Here is a 15,091-nt window from a genome sequence, read left to right as displayed (position 1 = left end):
CATCTGGCCTCACAGATTTCAAAGACACTCAAGGAGATACTCGATGGCTGATATCAAAGACGCCGAAAACACCCTTCTCATGGAAACTAGCCAGGGGCCGGTCGTGATCGAGATGAAACCCGATCTTGCACCAACCCATGTCGCCCGCATCAAGGAACTGGTTCGCGAAGGCTTCTATGACGGCGTCGTGTTTCACCGCGTGATCGACGGCTTCATGGCCCAGACCGGTTGTCCGCAGGGAACCGGCACCGGCGGTTCCGGCAAGAAGCTGAAAGCGGAGTTCAGCAACGAAAAGCACGTGCGTGGCACCTGTTCCATGGCCCGTGCCATGGACCCGAACTCCGGAGACAGCCAGTTCTTCATTTGCTTCACCGACGCACCTTGGCTTGACGGTCAATACACCGTTTGGGGCAAAGTCATCGAAGGCATGGACAATGTTGACAAGATCAAACGCGGTGAGCCGGTGTCCAATCCGGACAACATCGCGTCCCTGAAGGTGGCGGCTGACGCAGCCTGAACCTGCTGAAAATCATTGGTCTTGAGGCAGCGCGGGCAAACACCCGCGCTGTTTTGTTTTGGATCAGGCTCCAGAAGGTTGACCTGCTTCTCCGTCGCCAGTAAGAGCCGCTTACAGTATGTGCGGTTACCGGTCGAAACGGATCTGGCGCTGCATCCTGAAGCTTTCCAGATATTTGGCAGTAGCAAAACGCCATGCGCGTCGACCAATTCGATTTTGAGCTCCCAAACGAACGGATCGCCCTGCGTCCCGCCCGACCGCGCGATTCTGCCCGCATGCTTGTTGTGCGACCAGATCAGCAACCGCAGCTATCTGACGCGGGGGTTCGTGACCTGCCGCAACTGCTGGAACCTGGCGATGCGTTGGTCTTCAACGACACCAGGGTAATCCCCGCGCAACTCGAAGGAACGCGCCTGCGTGGTGAAATTAGCGCAGGCATTGGTGCGACGCTTCACATGCGTGCAGGACCCGACCGCTGGAAGGCTTTTGTCAGGCCGGCAAAGAAGCTCCAGGTTGGCGATACAGTGCTGTTCGAAGGATTCGGTACCCGGTTGACGGCGGACGTGACTGAAAAAGGCGACAGCGGCGAAGTGCTGCTGACATTCGACCGTTCCGGCCCTGACCTCGACGTAGCCATAGCTTCTGTCGGACACATACCCTTGCCACCCTATATCGCGCAAAAGCGTGGTGAGGACGACCAGGATCGCAAGGACTACCAGACGATATTTGCCGAGAAGGACGGTGCGGTTGCCGCGCCGACGGCGGGGCTTCATTTTACACCGGAATTGCTGCAGGCCGTGAGCGATCGCGGTATTGAGCAGCACCGGGTAACGCTGCATGTCGGCGCGGGCACCTTCCTGCCGGTGAAGGCGGAAGACACGTCCGATCACAAGATGCACGCCGAATGGGGCGAAATCTCCGAAGAGACTGCCGCGGCCCTCCTGGCTGTCAAGGCGCGGGGAAACAAGGTCGTCAGCGTCGGTACCACATCCCTGCGTATCCTTGAAAGCTCAGCCCAGAAAACCGGTGCCATTGCCGCATTTGCTGGTGAAACATCTATTTTCATCACGCCGGGCTACCGTTTCAGGGCAATCGATGCGTTGATGACCAACTTCCACCTTCCGCGCTCCACGCTCTTCATGCTGGTGTCGGCTCTTTCGGGCCTGGACACAATGCGTGAGGCCTATTCACACGCGATCTCGCAGGAATACCGTTTTTACAGCTACGGCGACGCTTCACTGCTGTTTCCGCAGGAAGGGGCTCTCTGAGGACCGAACATGACAGAAGAAACCGGCAAGACATTCGGCTTCAAGCTGATCACGACCGACGGCACGGCGCGGCGAGGTGAGATCACCACACCTCACGGCGTCGTCCGCACGCCTGCATTCATGCCGGTCGGCACCCAGGCGACCGTAAAGGCGATGTACCCGGAACAGGTACGCGAAACGGGGGCCGACGTCGTTCTCGGCAACACCTATCACCTGATGCTGCGTCCAACCGCGGAACGGGTTGCTAAACTTGGCGGGCTCCACACCTTCATGAACTGGCCGCACACGATCCTGACCGATAGCGGCGGGTTCCAGGTGATGTCACTTGCGCAACTTCGCAAGCTGGATGAAGACGGGGTGCGCTTCCAAAGCCATATCGATGGTCAAAAGTACCATCTGACGCCGGAACGTTCGGTCGAGATCCAGGGATTGCTCGGGTCAGACATTCAGATGCAGCTGGATGAGTGCATCAAATTGCCGAGCCCGCGTGAAGAAGTCCAAAGAGCGATGGAATTGTCTCTCAGATGGGCAGAGCGTTCCCGCACCCAGTTCGAAGCCATGGGCGGGCCTGGCAAGGGGCAGGGGCTATATGGCATCGTTCAGGGCGGCGACCAGCCGGATCTTCGGATTCGGTCCGCGGAGGAGCTCGGCAAGATGCCATTTGAAGGTTACTCGGTCGGCGGACTGGCGGTTGGTGAGCCGCAAGACGTCATGCTGAGCATGCTCGACATCACCACACCGGTGATGCCGGTGGACAAACCCCGTTACCTGATGGGTGTCGGTACACCGGACGATCTTCTGGAAAGTGTGAAGCGCGGCATTGATCAATTCGATTGTGTGATGCCGACAAGAGCCGGACGTCACGGTCTGGCCTATACCCGCTATGGCAAGGTCAATCTGAAGAATGCCCGCCACCAGGAAGACCCGCGTCCGCTGGATGAGGCAAGTGCCTGTCCCGCAACAAGCGTCTACAGCCGTGCCTATCTGCACCATCTGGTGCGCACAGGGGAAGGGCTGGGCGGCATGCTGCTTACCTGGAACAACATTGCCTACTACCAGTTCCTGATGCAGGGCATGCGCGATGCGATCGAGAACGGACGCTTCGAGGACTTCTATGCCGAAACCAAGGAAGACTGGGCACGCGGAGATATCGCGGCGCTGTAACCCCGCACAATCAATCTTGGCTCCGGCAGAAACAGACTAGGCGGAAAACCCGTCCGCTGTTGTCAGGTAGCAGCCGGAAATTTTCCACGTGCCATCTTCCTGCTGCTCGAAACTGTAGAGCGCCAGCCAATTCTTGCCTTTGGGACCTGTCACATAGACTTCCTGTGTCGGCCCGAGCTTGGTCATTTTTGATCGGCCGAACGTGACGCTTTTAGGCTTGTAGACCGGTTGATAGCCTTGACGCACCATTTCCATGAAGAACTCAGGCGTCTGGAATCTCTGTTGCAAGGAACTTGTTGCGAAAGAGAAGGCCGCCTGGGCATTTCCCTTTGCAAAGGCACTCATCTGATTTTTGATGATATTGTGAAAGGCACTGCTGTCGAGGCTGTCCTCGGCACGGACCGACCCGGAGGCCAGCAAGGCACTGACGCCGGCAACCGCCACCATCTTCCAGAAACGAGCATGAGCCATGTTCGGTGTCTCCTTTCCTGAAACCCGATAAGTATACGGCTCAAAACCCTTTTTAGATTGCTAAAATACCAGCAATCCTCTGCGGTAATTATCAGCAAGCTGAAGCATTTGGAGGCAGGTTCCTGTCGTCGTTTCCAGACAGTGCGGAGTGGTCTGCGCTTTGTTCAGGACAAAAGTCCTGTAAAATCAAAGACGCCAAAGCCGAATTCCATCCGGACACGTTGACCGGTCGAGCAGCGCGGGAATATCGGCAACAAGACCGCGCTCGTTTTTCAGGATTTCCTTCAACACCTGCCAACCCGTGCCATCATGGAAAAAATGCTGATGCGGGACAGCCAGAACGGCGACGTCTGCTGCGGCAAGTTCATTGGCAGGGGTAAGAGTGATTCCGTATTCTGCGCTTACTTCATCGGGATGCGCGAGCGGATCGCAGACCTGAACGCTTGCGCCGAACTTCTCCAGCTCCCGGATAAGATCGACAACCTTGGAATTGCGCGTGTCGGGCACATTGGCCTTGTAAGTGATGCCGAGAACAACGACCTTCGGCGGCATGGGCATGCCGAGCTTCACGCTTTCCTGAAAAATCTTGCCTGCAATGAACGTCGGCATTGCCTCGTTGGTCCCGCGTCCAGCCAGAATGACCTGAGGTGTCATGCCGATTTCATGCGCCTTGTGCGTCAAGTAATAGGGATCGACACCGATACAGTGACCACCGACCAATCCCGGCTGAAACGGCAGGAAGTTCCATTTGGTCGAGGAGCCCTCCAGAACATCCCTGGTGTCGATGCCCATCTGGTCAAAAAGCATGGCCAGTTCGTTCATGAGAGCAATATTGAGATCGCGCTGCGTGTTCTCGATGACTTTCGCCGCTTCCGCCACCCGAATCGACGGCGCAAGATGAATTCCGGCCGTTACGACCGCGCCATAGAGTTTGGCGAGCGTATCTGCAGCTTCCGGGCTTGAGCCCGAAACGATTTTGGTAATGTCCGCAAATCCGCGTTCGGTGTCGCCTGGGTTGATACGCTCCGGAGAATAGCCGACAGCGAAATCCCTTCCGAGGGTCAGCCCCGATTGTTGCTCCAGAATTGGAACGGCAACTTCCTCGGTTGCCCCTGGGTAGACGGTCGATTCAAACACAACGATGGCGCCGGATTTCAGGTTGCGGCCAACAGTTGCCGCTGCACTCCTGAAAGGCGACAGGTCAGGCCGCTTTGCATGGTCAACCGGTGTCGGCACAGCCACGATAAGAACATCCCGGTCGCTCAGATCGGTTTCCTGACTGGAAAAAACGAGCGTTTCCTGCCGCAATTCAGCTTTCCCGACGGAGGCCGTGCTGTCGCATCCGCTGCGCAATTCGCTTAGCCGGTTTTCGTTAATATCAAATCCGAGAACATCAAACCCCTTCGCGGCGAAAGCGGTTGCGACCGGCAAACCGACATAGCCAAGACCGATGACTGCGATCCTGGTGGCGTAAATGGAATTGTCGTGCATAAGGCATCCGGGATTGGTGCGAACGAAATAGGCCGGGTCTGCGCAAGACCCGGCCCACTCCTAAAGGCTTCTGGCGAACCTTTTCAAGTCCGCAGTGAAGACGGTCGCGGTTTATTCTGCGGCCAACGGTTTGCGGATCATCTCTTCCATGAACGGAACCAGTTCCCGAGCCAGTTTTGGATCGTCCATGCCGAATGCGATATTGGCGCTCAGGAAACCGGCCTTGTTGCCGCAATCATAGCTTCGACCTGCAAATTTGAGCGACGCGAAGTGTTGTTCCTTCATCAATGCAAGCATGCTGTCGGTCAGCTGGATCTCGCCGCCTGCACCCTTGCCTTGATTGGACAGAAGATCGAAAATCTGCGGCTGCAGAATGTACCGCCCCGTGATCATCAAATTGGACGGGGCCGTACCGGGGGCAGGTTTCTCGACCATGTTGGAGATCTTGTGAGCGTTGTCTCCGATTTCTCCGGCAAGTTCCACGATGCCGTATTGGTCGGTCTGATCTTCCGGAACCTCTTCCACGGCTATGATGTTGCCACCAACATTTTCATAAAGATCGACCATCTGCTTGAGGCAGCTTACCTGAGACTTGATGATCACGTCCGGCAGCAGGATGGCAAAGGGTTCCTCGCCAATGATATCGCGCGCGCACCAGATCGCGTGGCCGAGGCCGAGTGGAGCCTGCTGGCGGGTAAAGGAGGTTGAGCCGGGAACAGGCCGGTGCTTTTCAAGCAATTCCAGCGCCGCCGTCTTGTTTCTCGCCTTGAGCGTATCTTCAAGCTCATAGGCAATGTCGAAATGGTCTTCGATGACGTGTTTGTTTCGCCCTGTAACGAAAACAATATGTTCAATGCCAGCGGCCCGCGCTTCGTCCACCACATACTGGATGATCGGCCGATCGACGATTGTCAGCATTTCCTTGGGGACTGCCTTGGTTGCGGGCAAAAAACGCGTACCAAGACCTGCCACCGGCAGGATCGCTTTGCGAATGGGCTTGTTCATGTCAGGCCTTCCAATTGTCTACAAATACGAACTCAATCGTTTTTTTCACTAATAGTCACAAGAGCCGTCAAACGCACGTTCAATACTCAGTTCGTCCGTTATCTCGACCTTATGCCCCGCACCGCAAGCGACAACCGGACCAGTTGCCTATCGCGGGTTGTGGGCTTGTGAACTGCAATGCTAGCGCAATAACTTCTACAAAGTGATCATATTATGTCGTTGATCGCTTTCACACTTTTAAATCGATTTAAGATCGAATCGCGTTCCACCAGAGCAATGTTGCGAGGAGAGCAAAAGAGCGCTATGGAACAGCGCAAGTTCCGGTACCGGATCTTTTTCTTGCAATGAGTTGCTGCACACAAGCGACAACCTTACGGCGAATGGTGGAAAATGACCGAGGCAAACCGCGTAGTTTCCGTTGGCAATGTAACTTTCAGCAATGACGCGCCTTTCAGCCTCATTGCCGGCCCTTGCCAGCTTGAAAGCCGCGAACACGCACTGGAATGTGCTGCGGCCATCAAGGAAATTGCGGATCGCCTTGGAATCGGCGTCGTTTACAAGACGTCCTACGACAAGGCCAACCGGACATCACTCGCTGGAAAACGTGGAGTCGGCATCAACGAAGCTCTGCCAATTTTCGCGGAAGTGAAAGAAAAATTCGGCATGCCGGTTTTGACCGATGTGCACAGCCCTGAGCAATGCGCACCGGTTGCGGAAATTGTGGACGTTTTGCAAATTCCTGCATTTCTCTGCCGCCAGACTGACCTTCTTGTTGCCGCAGCGAAGACTGGACGCGTGATCAATGTCAAGAAAGGCCAGTTTCTGGCGCCTTGGGACATGAAGAATGTTCTGGGCAAGGTAACCGGTTCAGGCAACGCAAACGTGATGTTGACCGAACGCGGAGCCAGCTTCGGTTACAACACGCTGGTCACAGACATGCGCTCACTGCCGATCATGGCACAGACCGGTGCTCCGGTTATTTTTGATGCGACCCATTCGGTTCAGCAACCGGGCGGGCAGGGGGCATCCACCGGTGGCGACCGGACCATGGTGCCTGTTCTTGCCCGCGCGGCCGTCGCTGTTGGCGTTGCCGGTCTTTTCATCGAGACGCACCCTGATCCGGACAACGCTCCGTCGGACGGTCCGAACATGGTGCCGCTCAATCAGCTCGAAGCGTTGCTGGCGCAGTTGAAGGCTCTCGACAACGTCGTCAAGGCCCCGGCCGTCGCCGCAGAATAATCCAATTAAGCCGCGCCTTGTGTGCGGCTTTCTTTTGTGGGGCAAACGCTCCCGGAAAAACCGCCGGTATTCCGGCTTCCGAACGGCCGGAGAATCTCCGGCGAACTTTCAATTCAGGTGCATGCGACAAGGGAGTTCTTTCCATGACCGCCATTATCGATGTCATCGGCCGTCAGATTTTCGACAGCCGTGGTAACCCGACCGTAGAAGTCGACGTTTTCCTGGAGGATGGCTCCTTTGGCCGGGCTGCCGTGCCGTCCGGCGCTTCCACCGGCGCACATGAAGCAGTCGAACTGCGCGATGGCGGCGACCGTTTCATGGGCAAAGGTGTCCAGAACGCCGTTGACGCTGTCAACGGGGAACTCTTCGAGATCGTTGGCGGTCTGGATGCTGAAGACCAGCTTCAGATTGACCAGGCGATGATCGATCTCGACGGCACCCACAACAAGTCTCGCCTTGGCGCCAACGCAATCCTGGGTGTTTCGCTTGCCGTCGCCCGCGCAGCCGCCCAGGCATCTGGCCTGCCGCTCTACCGCTATGTTGGTGGCACGTCTGCCCGCACTCTGCCGGTTCCCATGATGAACATCATCAACGGCGGCGCGCATGCAGACAATCCGATCGACTTCCAGGAATTCATGATCATGCCGGTCGGCGCCGAGTCCCTTGGCGATGCCGTACGCATGGGGTCGGAAATATTCCACACGCTGAAGAAGGCGCTGAGCGCAGCCGGTCACAACACCAATGTTGGCGACGAAGGCGGTTTTGCCCCCAATCTGGAATCCACCGATGCTGCTATCAGCTTCGTCATGAAGGCAATCGAAACTGCCGGTTACAAGCCAGGCGAAGATGTCTTCCTGGCTCTCGACGCAGCTTCGACCGAGTTCTTCAAGGACGGCAAATATCTGCTGGAAGGCGAGGGCAAGACCCTGGCGCCTGAAGAAATGGCGAAATACCTCGCTGACCTCGCATCCCGCTACCCGATCATTTCGATCGAAGATGGCCTTGCAGAAGATGACTGGGACGGCTGGAAAGCAACGACCGACCTTATCGGCAACAAGTGCCAGCTGGTCGGCGACGATCTGTTCGTGACCAACTCTGATCGCCTGCGCAAGGGCATTGATCTTGGTGTGGCCAACTCGATCCTGATCAAGGTCAACCAGATCGGAACGCTTTCTGAAACGCTGGACGCGGTTGAGACCGCCCACAAGGCTGCCTACACCGCAGTCATGTCCCACCGCTCGGGCGAAACCGAAGACAGCACCATTGCCGACCTGGCTGTTGCCACCAACTGCGGCCAGATCAAAACCGGTTCGCTGGCGCGTTCAGACCGGCTTGCAAAGTACAACCAGCTTATCCGTATCGAGGAAGAACTGGGCGCACAGGCCGTTTACGCAGGTCGTTCAATCCTGCGCGGCTGATTTCCGTCAGAACTGAAAATCGAAAAAGCCCCGTACTTTCGTGCGGGGCTTTTTTAGGTTTTGACCTCAAGAGGAAACCGCTAGTTAGAGATTGCGGCCTGCGGATCGGTTCGTGTTTCTTCCGCGTGGAGAAGTGCCGCAGCAATAGTCTCCGGTTTTTCAGCGCCGGCCAGCACAAACCGACCGTCTATGATGAAACAGGGCACTCCGGTGATGCCGGACTTGTGCGCATTGGCAATCTGCGCCTCAACCTTGTCGAGATCTGTTTCCGTTCCCAGTAGGTGCTCTACCAGATCGGATTGCATACCCGCTTCCTCGGCAATGCGAACCAGAACCTCTGAGCGCGTAAGGTCTTCCCCGTTCAGGAAGTAAGCCTTGAAGAGCAGCTCAACGACCTCATCCTGCAGATCATCATCGCGAGACCAGAGGATCAGCCTGTGACAGTCGAGCGTGTTAGGCGATAAGGTGATGTCTTCAAAAGCAAAGTCTATACCTTCTTCCTGCCCTGCGGCCCTGATCTGACCATAGAAAGCTTCCGCCTTGTCCAGGCCGCCAAATTTGTCGCTCAGATACTGTTTTCGGTCCTTGCCCGATTTGGGCAAGGTCGCGTCGAGCTGGAATGGATGCCAACGAACCAGCACATCGAGCTGGGGAACCGACTTCAGCGCCGCTTCCAGGCGCCTTTTTCCAATGAAGCACCAGGGGCACATCACATCGGATACGACATCGACGGTAAGAGCGGACGGTAAGGTCATCGGACATCCAGAACGTTGGAGATAATTTTATCAGGCTAAAGGCTCTGACAAATATGCCAACCCCAAATTCGCGGCAGTGTTAAGGCAATCACCAAAACATACCGCAGGAACTGCATACCTTCACAGAACAGTGTGCGTAAGGATCGAGCTGATCCGTTTCTGTAACCTGGTTGTGCCGGCTTCATTTTTCAAAACAGCCACCGGCCCGAAGTCCTTCACGAGACAGACGAGGTCTTCGTCCCGGCTGGTCGCGTCGGCAATGGACAACAACGTCGTATTGATATCTTCCAGTTCCTCAGGAGACGAAGCGACAATGCCGAAACTTTCCGGTTGAAGCCTCATTTCCCAAAGATCTAGGCCTCGCGCGGCAAGGGCATTGCTGCAGGCTTCCAGATACCTGGTGTACTCTTCCACACCAAGACCGCCTTGGGTGATCTGCTGGCGCAACCACATGTGACTTTCCGCAAGCACTCTGTCAGCAAGGCGCCGCCGTTTGCCAAACCGGGTCGCGGTGTTCAGGCGTCGGGCCAGGGTTTCCTTTCGGTTTTCTCCAACAAGAACGTCGGAAGCACCATTCCTGAAGAGATGCGCGAAATCTTCCTCACGCTCGCAAACTGCCAGCACCGGCAGTCCGGCAAAGCGGGCATCCCTTCTGATCTGCTGCATGTAATCGACGGCGTCATCAAACGGCGCGTCGATCACAACCGCGTCGAATGCACGCTTCGACATGAATTCGACTGCCATGTTCCCGTCGAAAGCGCCAACAACTTCCACCTTTTCCTCGCTGGCATCTTGCCACTCCAGAAACCGGCCGCTGAGGCCGACCACAAGCAGGCTACTCGTTCCGGAATGATGCGGGGCACGACCGAAACCCGGAATTCTGCCAAAGATACGTCTGCGAAGTTGTGCCTCGTCTGATCGGAGCAAGGCACGCTGATGAACGCAGATCAGCATCAACAGCACTTCGTCGGGCACCACTCTATCGATGATCGCGGTCGGTTGAAGGCCGTTTGGAAGAATATCATCGCTACCGGTGAGAACGTAAAACGGGACTTCGCTCGCAAGGTTTTTTATCTGGGGCAACAGCCAGGAAAAGAAGTCGTCGTGGTGCTCGCTCTCAAGGCTGCTGATATCGACAACGATCGCAGCTGGCAGAGCCATGGGAAGCATGCTCCGCCGTTCGTACATGTTGACGAGAGAGACGTCTAAATCCTCAGGCGCATCGCCACTGCTGCTTCGCCTCGGGCGCCGTCCTGCATACCAGTAAGGGCCGCGCCAGGAAAGCGACGTTTCAACATCCATACGCTATCCCACCTACGCCACGGCAGCAGGCAATCGCTGCGTCCGCATGGTCAGCCGTTCCCGGTTGATCGTTCCATCCGCGTTCCGCGGCAGAGACTGCAAAATCAGCACACGATGGGGGATCTTGGCAAGATCCACACCTTCGGCATCCAGATAGGCAAAAAAGGCGCCTGCGTCAGGCACATTCCCGGCCTCTGGTACGAGCGCTGCGTACATCCTGGCTCCCAGGAGAGGATCTTCCACAATGAAGGCTGCTGCTTCCCTGATCCCCGGATAACCAGCATAGACCCCATCTATCGTCTCGAGATTTCCAGTACCAAGGGCGTAGTGCCCCGGCACTCCGAACCCGGCGATACCGCCATCTGTCAGTTCGACCTTGATGTTGGTGTTCAAAAAACCGGTACCTTCCCAACGAACGCGCCGCTGATCGCCGTTGATGGTGCGCCAGCCAACATCGGGAACGATGGGCCCCTTTACCAGAAGCGTTGGAAATTGCTCTTCCACCTCGTCGGTGACCGCAATTTCAAGGAGGGCTGGCCCGCTTTCGCACCCGATTGGCCCACTATGCTTTCCCAGCGCAGTGGCTTTCATTTTTGCCGAAGGACCTCGTGCCTTTGCCACGAGAGCAAACTCGTCAGCGATTTGAAGGTCTACGAGCCGGCGCCTGGCAACAAAAGTCGTCGGGTGAGGCGCTGCAATGTTCCAGGCCGCAAGCAGGGTTGTTTTTGTGTTTTCCAGTTTCCGGTCGAGCGTCTGCGCAAGCGGTCCGGGCGTCATTACGATATCCGCTTGAACCTCGTTTGCATGTGCGGCGAGATTTGCAAGTGATGTCGGGTGATGCAGGTGCAACGTGCTGCCGGTCAAAAGCCAGGGCGCAAGTCCTCCGCCAAGGCCGGTCAGACCGCTGAGCGAGTAAGGCAGAACGATCGAGCTGGCATCGCGCACATGGGCTTCCTGCACGATCATTTGCGCGACGGACACCCAGTGATTATGGCAGCGTGTGACAGGTACGTTTTCTTCGCCGCTGCGGCTCCAGCAAATGGTGGCGGTGTGGTCCGCCGGATCTGAGCGCTCACTGGGTGTGAACTTCAACTCATCACCCATTTCGGCAAGCATCGGCCCAAGCTCGATCAAGCCGTCGGGAATATCCTTGCCAAGCCCGAAAATAAACCGCAACGAGAACAGATCCGCTGCAACATCACGTGCGGCAACGCCGACCTGACGCGTTTCGACACGGTCTGCAGCGACAAACCCCTTGGCACCGATGGAATTCAGGGCTTCCAGAACGTTTTTCTGCCGCCAGTGCAGTGGCAGGGGGGAAATGATCAGATCAGCCCGCAGCGCAGCCAGGATCGCAATGACGGTATCGACCGTGTTGGGGGCCTGAACACCGACAACGTGATCAGATGAAAGGCCAACGGTCGTATAAAACGCCGCAAGCCGATCAATCTCACGGTCAGCTTCTGCATAAGTCAGCGCACGTGGGGCGCCGCCGGTCCAGTTGGCCCTGTCCGGAGCATCGACCAGAGCGACCCGGTCGGGGTGTTCAGCGGCTGTCTTTCGGAACATTTCATCAAGCGGCACATCGGACCAGGCTCCGCTTTGATGGTATTCCTCGGACAGGCTTTCAGGCGTGGCTTTCATTTTTTTCTTCGTCCATTGGTCCGATTATTGCGCTTTGGCTGACCACCAGGTGTCGTACTCATGGCCATAAAGCGACTCGTTTTGAGGTGGAACGATCTGCTTCCAGTGAGCAACCCAATCATCTGCGACGTGGTAGAGCGGAACTGCGTAGGCCCCGGAAATCAGGACGCGATCGAATGCGCGAACAGCTGCGATGAAATCATCCCGGCTCCGCGCGCCGACGATCTCGTCGATCATCGCATCGATTGCCGGCTCGTGGGCGCCAACAAAGTTGAAGGAGCCTTCCGCTTCCGCGGCTTTTGACGACCAGCGTCCATATTGTTCGGCACCGGGAGACAGTGACGCGTACCAGGTGTTGAACACCATATCGAAATCGCGTTTCGTCCTGCGGTCTTCAAACTGGGATGGGTCGACACTGCGCACGCTTGCGTCAATGCCGAGCAACTCCAACGTCCGAATGTAGGCGAGCGCCAGTTTTTCTTCGTCTTCGTTCTTGGCAAGTATTTCAAAAGAAAGCTGGTTTCCGGTTTCAGCGTGAACGAGTTTCCCGTCCTTCAGCCTGTAACCAGCTTTACCGAACGCTTCGAGCGCCGCCCGAAGCACCTTCCTGTCCCGCCCGGAACCATCCCCCTGGGCCGGACGCCAGGTGCCGTCCATGACCTCTGGATCCACTGCATCGGGGAAGGGGGCAAGCAGTTCCTTTTCGCGATCGCTCGCCGGGCGGCCGATCGACGACAGCTCAGAATTGTCCCAGTAACCAGCAGTACGCGTATAAAGACCGTAATAAAGGTTACGGTTCACCCACTCGAAATCGAACAGCATGCGCAAAGCCTTGCGCACAGCTGGATCGGAGAATTGGTCTCGACGGGTGTTGAACGCAATGCCCTGCATGGCGGCCGGGATACCGAGCGGAAGTGACCGCTTGAGAACGTCACCATTTTTCACAGCTGGAAAATCGAGGCCGGTTGCCCAGCGGGCCGGATCCCTAAACTGAAGAGCCTGAACCAGGCCCTTTTTAAAGGATTCCTGCAAGGTGGTCTCGTCGCGGAAATATTCGATCCTGATTTCATCGAAGTTGTCGAAACCGGCCTTTACAGGCAGATCCTTGGCCCAGTAATCCGGGTTCTTCTCATAAACAACCAGCCGGCCCGGCTCGATGGTCTTGAACGTGTAAGGCCCGCTTCCAACCGGCGGGTTTAGAGAGGACTTGTCAAAATTCTCCGCATCAGTGCTGGCCTTTGAGTAGATCGGGGCCAAAGCTATCAGGAGAGGCAATTCGCGATTGTCGCCGTTTTCAAACACCAGCTTCAGCCGGTTGGGTGCGGTCACCTGTTTCTCGGTGATGGCCGCATACCAGTTCCTGTAAGGCGGGCGTCCCTTGTCGCGGATCACGTCCAGAGAAAAGATGACGTCATCTACGGTAACTGGCGTCCCGTCGGAAAACTTGGCATCCGGGTTTAGCTCAAATTCGATCCATTCCCTGCTCTCCGGCATGCGTACGCGTTGAGCCAGAAGCCCATAAAGCGAAAAGGGTTCTGCATAAGAGCGAACCATCAGGCTTTCCAGAACGTTGTTGCCGAACTCGCGTTCCCGCATGCCACGGGCCGAGGTCCAGCCGCCCTGAACAATGAAGGAATTCAGGCTGTCGAAGGTTCCCTGTACACCAAGAGTAATCGTACCGCCTTTGGGCGCATCGGGATTAGAGTAGGGAAATGCTTCGTCTGGACCTAGAGTGGGCGTTCCATGCATGGCGATGGCATGCGTCCAGGGTACGGTTTCTTCATCCGCAATCGCAGGCAGGCAGAAAGAGATGGCGAGCACACAAACGCTCGAGGCCGCCAAACCGATCGCCCGGCCGGCACGAAAAAGGAGACCGGAAACTGTCGAACTACGCATCACCACCGCCGGAGATTCTATTGATTCCCAGCGTTCAGAATAACACACGGTTAACAGGGAAGCGCCCGGGACAAACAACAAACCTCAAGATATTCAGCTCTGAATTGCCCATTGGGCGTGCGTTGCAAATCGGCCACCCTCTCGCCCAAATTAAGTGTCTTACCATGGTTTCACGGTTTGAATGTTGTTACGGGCCTTGCGGTTGGTTCCGGAATGCCCCAGAACAACGCGAAAGTTTCGTACACGCACGATTGAGGACGTTTCGATGACGAGTGTTTTGAAAAGAGGATTGTTCGGATGTGCAGTAGGTGCATTCGTGGCCCTATCTTCTTTTGCTGGTACACCCGCAATCGCCCAGGAGGAAAAAAGCCCATGGACGAAAGCGTGTAACACCAATCCGAACACGCAGAAGCAAATCTGCTTTATTTCGATTGAATTGCGCACCAATACCGGACAGTTCCTGAGCAACATTGCTATTCAGGAAACTGAAGGGGAAGCCCGCAAGAAGCTGCTGGTCGCCGTACCGACCGGCGTTCTGATCCAGCCCGGCGTTCGCATTCAGATCGATGATGGCAAGCCCGTTCAGGGCAAGTACAGCATCTGCGCACCCAACGCCTGCTATGCAGAACTGGCGATTGATGACTCCTTCATCAACACCATGAAGCAGGGCGGCGAAATGATCGTGGCTCCGTATAACCAGCAGGCCAAGGAAATCGTCTTCAAGATGACCCTGATCGGCTTCACCAAGGTTTACGACGGCGAGCCCATGAACCTTGCTGAACTGCAAAAGCGTCAGGAAGAGCTGCAGAGCGAATTGCAGAAGCGGGCTGACGAAGCACGTCAGAAGCTGATCGACGCTCAGAAGCAAAGCCAGTAAGAAACTGCGTTTTCAGAATTGAAGAAGGCCGGAACTTTCAAGGT

13 protein-coding genes are annotated in these 15,091 nt (G+C 56.3%); 6 read left to right on the top strand and 7 right to left on the bottom strand.

Features of this window, described 5'->3' with window-relative positions:
• Window positions 1-43: 43 nt before the first annotated feature.
• The 3 genes from FMN63_RS25685 to tgt all read left to right on the top strand — a co-directional run bounded on the left by FMN63_RS25685 (window position 44) and on the right by tgt (window position 2,949).
• Complete coding sequence (locus tag FMN63_RS25685; protein WP_148586920.1) at window positions 44-517, top strand: peptidylprolyl isomerase; 474 nt, start codon at window positions 44-46, stop codon at window positions 515-517.
• Window positions 518-711: 194 nt separating this feature from the next.
• A complete protein-coding gene (gene queA / locus FMN63_RS25680; RefSeq protein WP_148586919.1) occupies window positions 712-1,785 on the top strand; it encodes a tRNA preQ1(34) S-adenosylmethionine ribosyltransferase-isomerase QueA in 1,074 nt (357 codons plus the stop codon).
• 9 nt (window positions 1,786-1,794) lie between these two features.
• A complete protein-coding gene (gene tgt, locus FMN63_RS25675; protein ID WP_148586918.1) occupies window positions 1,795-2,949 on the top strand; it encodes a tRNA guanosine(34) transglycosylase Tgt in 1,155 nt (384 codons plus the stop codon).
• Window positions 2,950-2,985: 36 nt separating this feature from the next.
• Here tgt and FMN63_RS25670 read toward each other — a convergent pair whose 3' ends face one another.
• The 3 genes from FMN63_RS25670 to galU form a co-directional block, all read right to left on the bottom strand.
• Window positions 2,986-3,420 (bottom strand): DUF4864 domain-containing protein, encoded by a 435-nt coding sequence (locus FMN63_RS25670; RefSeq protein ID WP_148586917.1) that lies wholly within the window; start codon window positions 3,418-3,420, stop codon window positions 2,986-2,988.
• Window positions 3,421-3,606: 186 nt separating this feature from the next.
• Entirely contained in the window at window positions 3,607-4,911 is a 1,305-nt protein-coding gene (locus tag FMN63_RS25665) for a nucleotide sugar dehydrogenase (RefSeq protein WP_148586916.1), read from the bottom strand.
• A gap of 111 nt (window positions 4,912-5,022) precedes the next feature.
• Window positions 5,023-5,916, bottom strand: a complete 894-nt coding sequence (galU, locus tag FMN63_RS25660) for a UTP--glucose-1-phosphate uridylyltransferase GalU (protein ID WP_148586915.1) — start codon at window positions 5,914-5,916, stop codon at window positions 5,023-5,025.
• A gap of 390 nt (window positions 5,917-6,306) precedes the next feature.
• On the opposite strand from galU, the gene kdsA reads away from it, so the two are divergent.
• Together kdsA and eno are read left to right on the top strand one after the other, a co-directional pair.
• Complete coding sequence (kdsA, locus tag FMN63_RS25655; RefSeq protein WP_148586914.1) at window positions 6,307-7,155, top strand: 3-deoxy-8-phosphooctulonate synthase; 849 nt, start codon at window positions 6,307-6,309, stop codon at window positions 7,153-7,155.
• A gap of 143 nt (window positions 7,156-7,298) precedes the next feature.
• A complete protein-coding gene (eno, locus tag FMN63_RS25650; RefSeq protein ID WP_148586913.1) occupies window positions 7,299-8,573 on the top strand; it encodes a phosphopyruvate hydratase in 1,275 nt (424 codons plus the stop codon).
• Between the two features lie 80 nt (window positions 8,574-8,653).
• Here eno and FMN63_RS25645 read toward each other — a convergent pair whose 3' ends face one another.
• From FMN63_RS25645 to FMN63_RS25630, 4 genes are all read right to left on the bottom strand, one after another.
• Window positions 8,654-9,328 carry a DsbA family oxidoreductase gene (locus FMN63_RS25645; RefSeq protein ID WP_148586912.1) on the bottom strand — a complete coding sequence of 225 codons (675 nt, stop codon included), beginning with the start codon at window positions 9,326-9,328 and terminating at the stop codon, window positions 8,654-8,656.
• 120 nt (window positions 9,329-9,448) lie between these two features.
• Entirely contained in the window at window positions 9,449-10,489 is a 1,041-nt protein-coding gene (locus FMN63_RS25640; protein ID WP_209001313.1) for a PleD family two-component system response regulator, read from the bottom strand.
• A 153-nt stretch (window positions 10,490-10,642) separates the two neighbouring features.
• Window positions 10,643-12,274, bottom strand: coding sequence for an AMP-binding protein (locus tag FMN63_RS25635; protein ID WP_148586911.1), 1,632 nt, complete (start codon window positions 12,272-12,274; stop codon window positions 10,643-10,645).
• A 24-nt stretch (window positions 12,275-12,298) separates the two neighbouring features.
• The gene (locus FMN63_RS25630; protein WP_148586910.1) at window positions 12,299-14,170 is read right to left on the bottom strand and encodes an extracellular solute-binding protein; all 1,872 of its coding nucleotides are present in this window, start codon (window positions 14,168-14,170) and stop codon (window positions 12,299-12,301) included.
• Window positions 14,171-14,366: 196 nt separating this feature from the next.
• On the opposite strand from FMN63_RS25630, the gene FMN63_RS25625 reads away from it, so the two are divergent.
• On the top strand, window positions 14,367-15,047 hold the full coding sequence (locus tag FMN63_RS25625) for an invasion associated locus B family protein (RefSeq protein ID WP_209001312.1): 681 nt from the start codon (window positions 14,367-14,369) through the stop codon (window positions 15,045-15,047).
• Window positions 15,048-15,091: the final 44 nt, after the last annotated feature.

The sequence above is a fragment of the Stappia sp. BW2 genome (assembly GCF_008107695.1).
GTDB lineage: Bacteria > Pseudomonadota > Alphaproteobacteria > Rhizobiales > Stappiaceae > Roseibium.
Note: the sequence above shows the minus strand (reverse complement) of the source record. Positions and strands in the feature narration are given on the sequence as shown.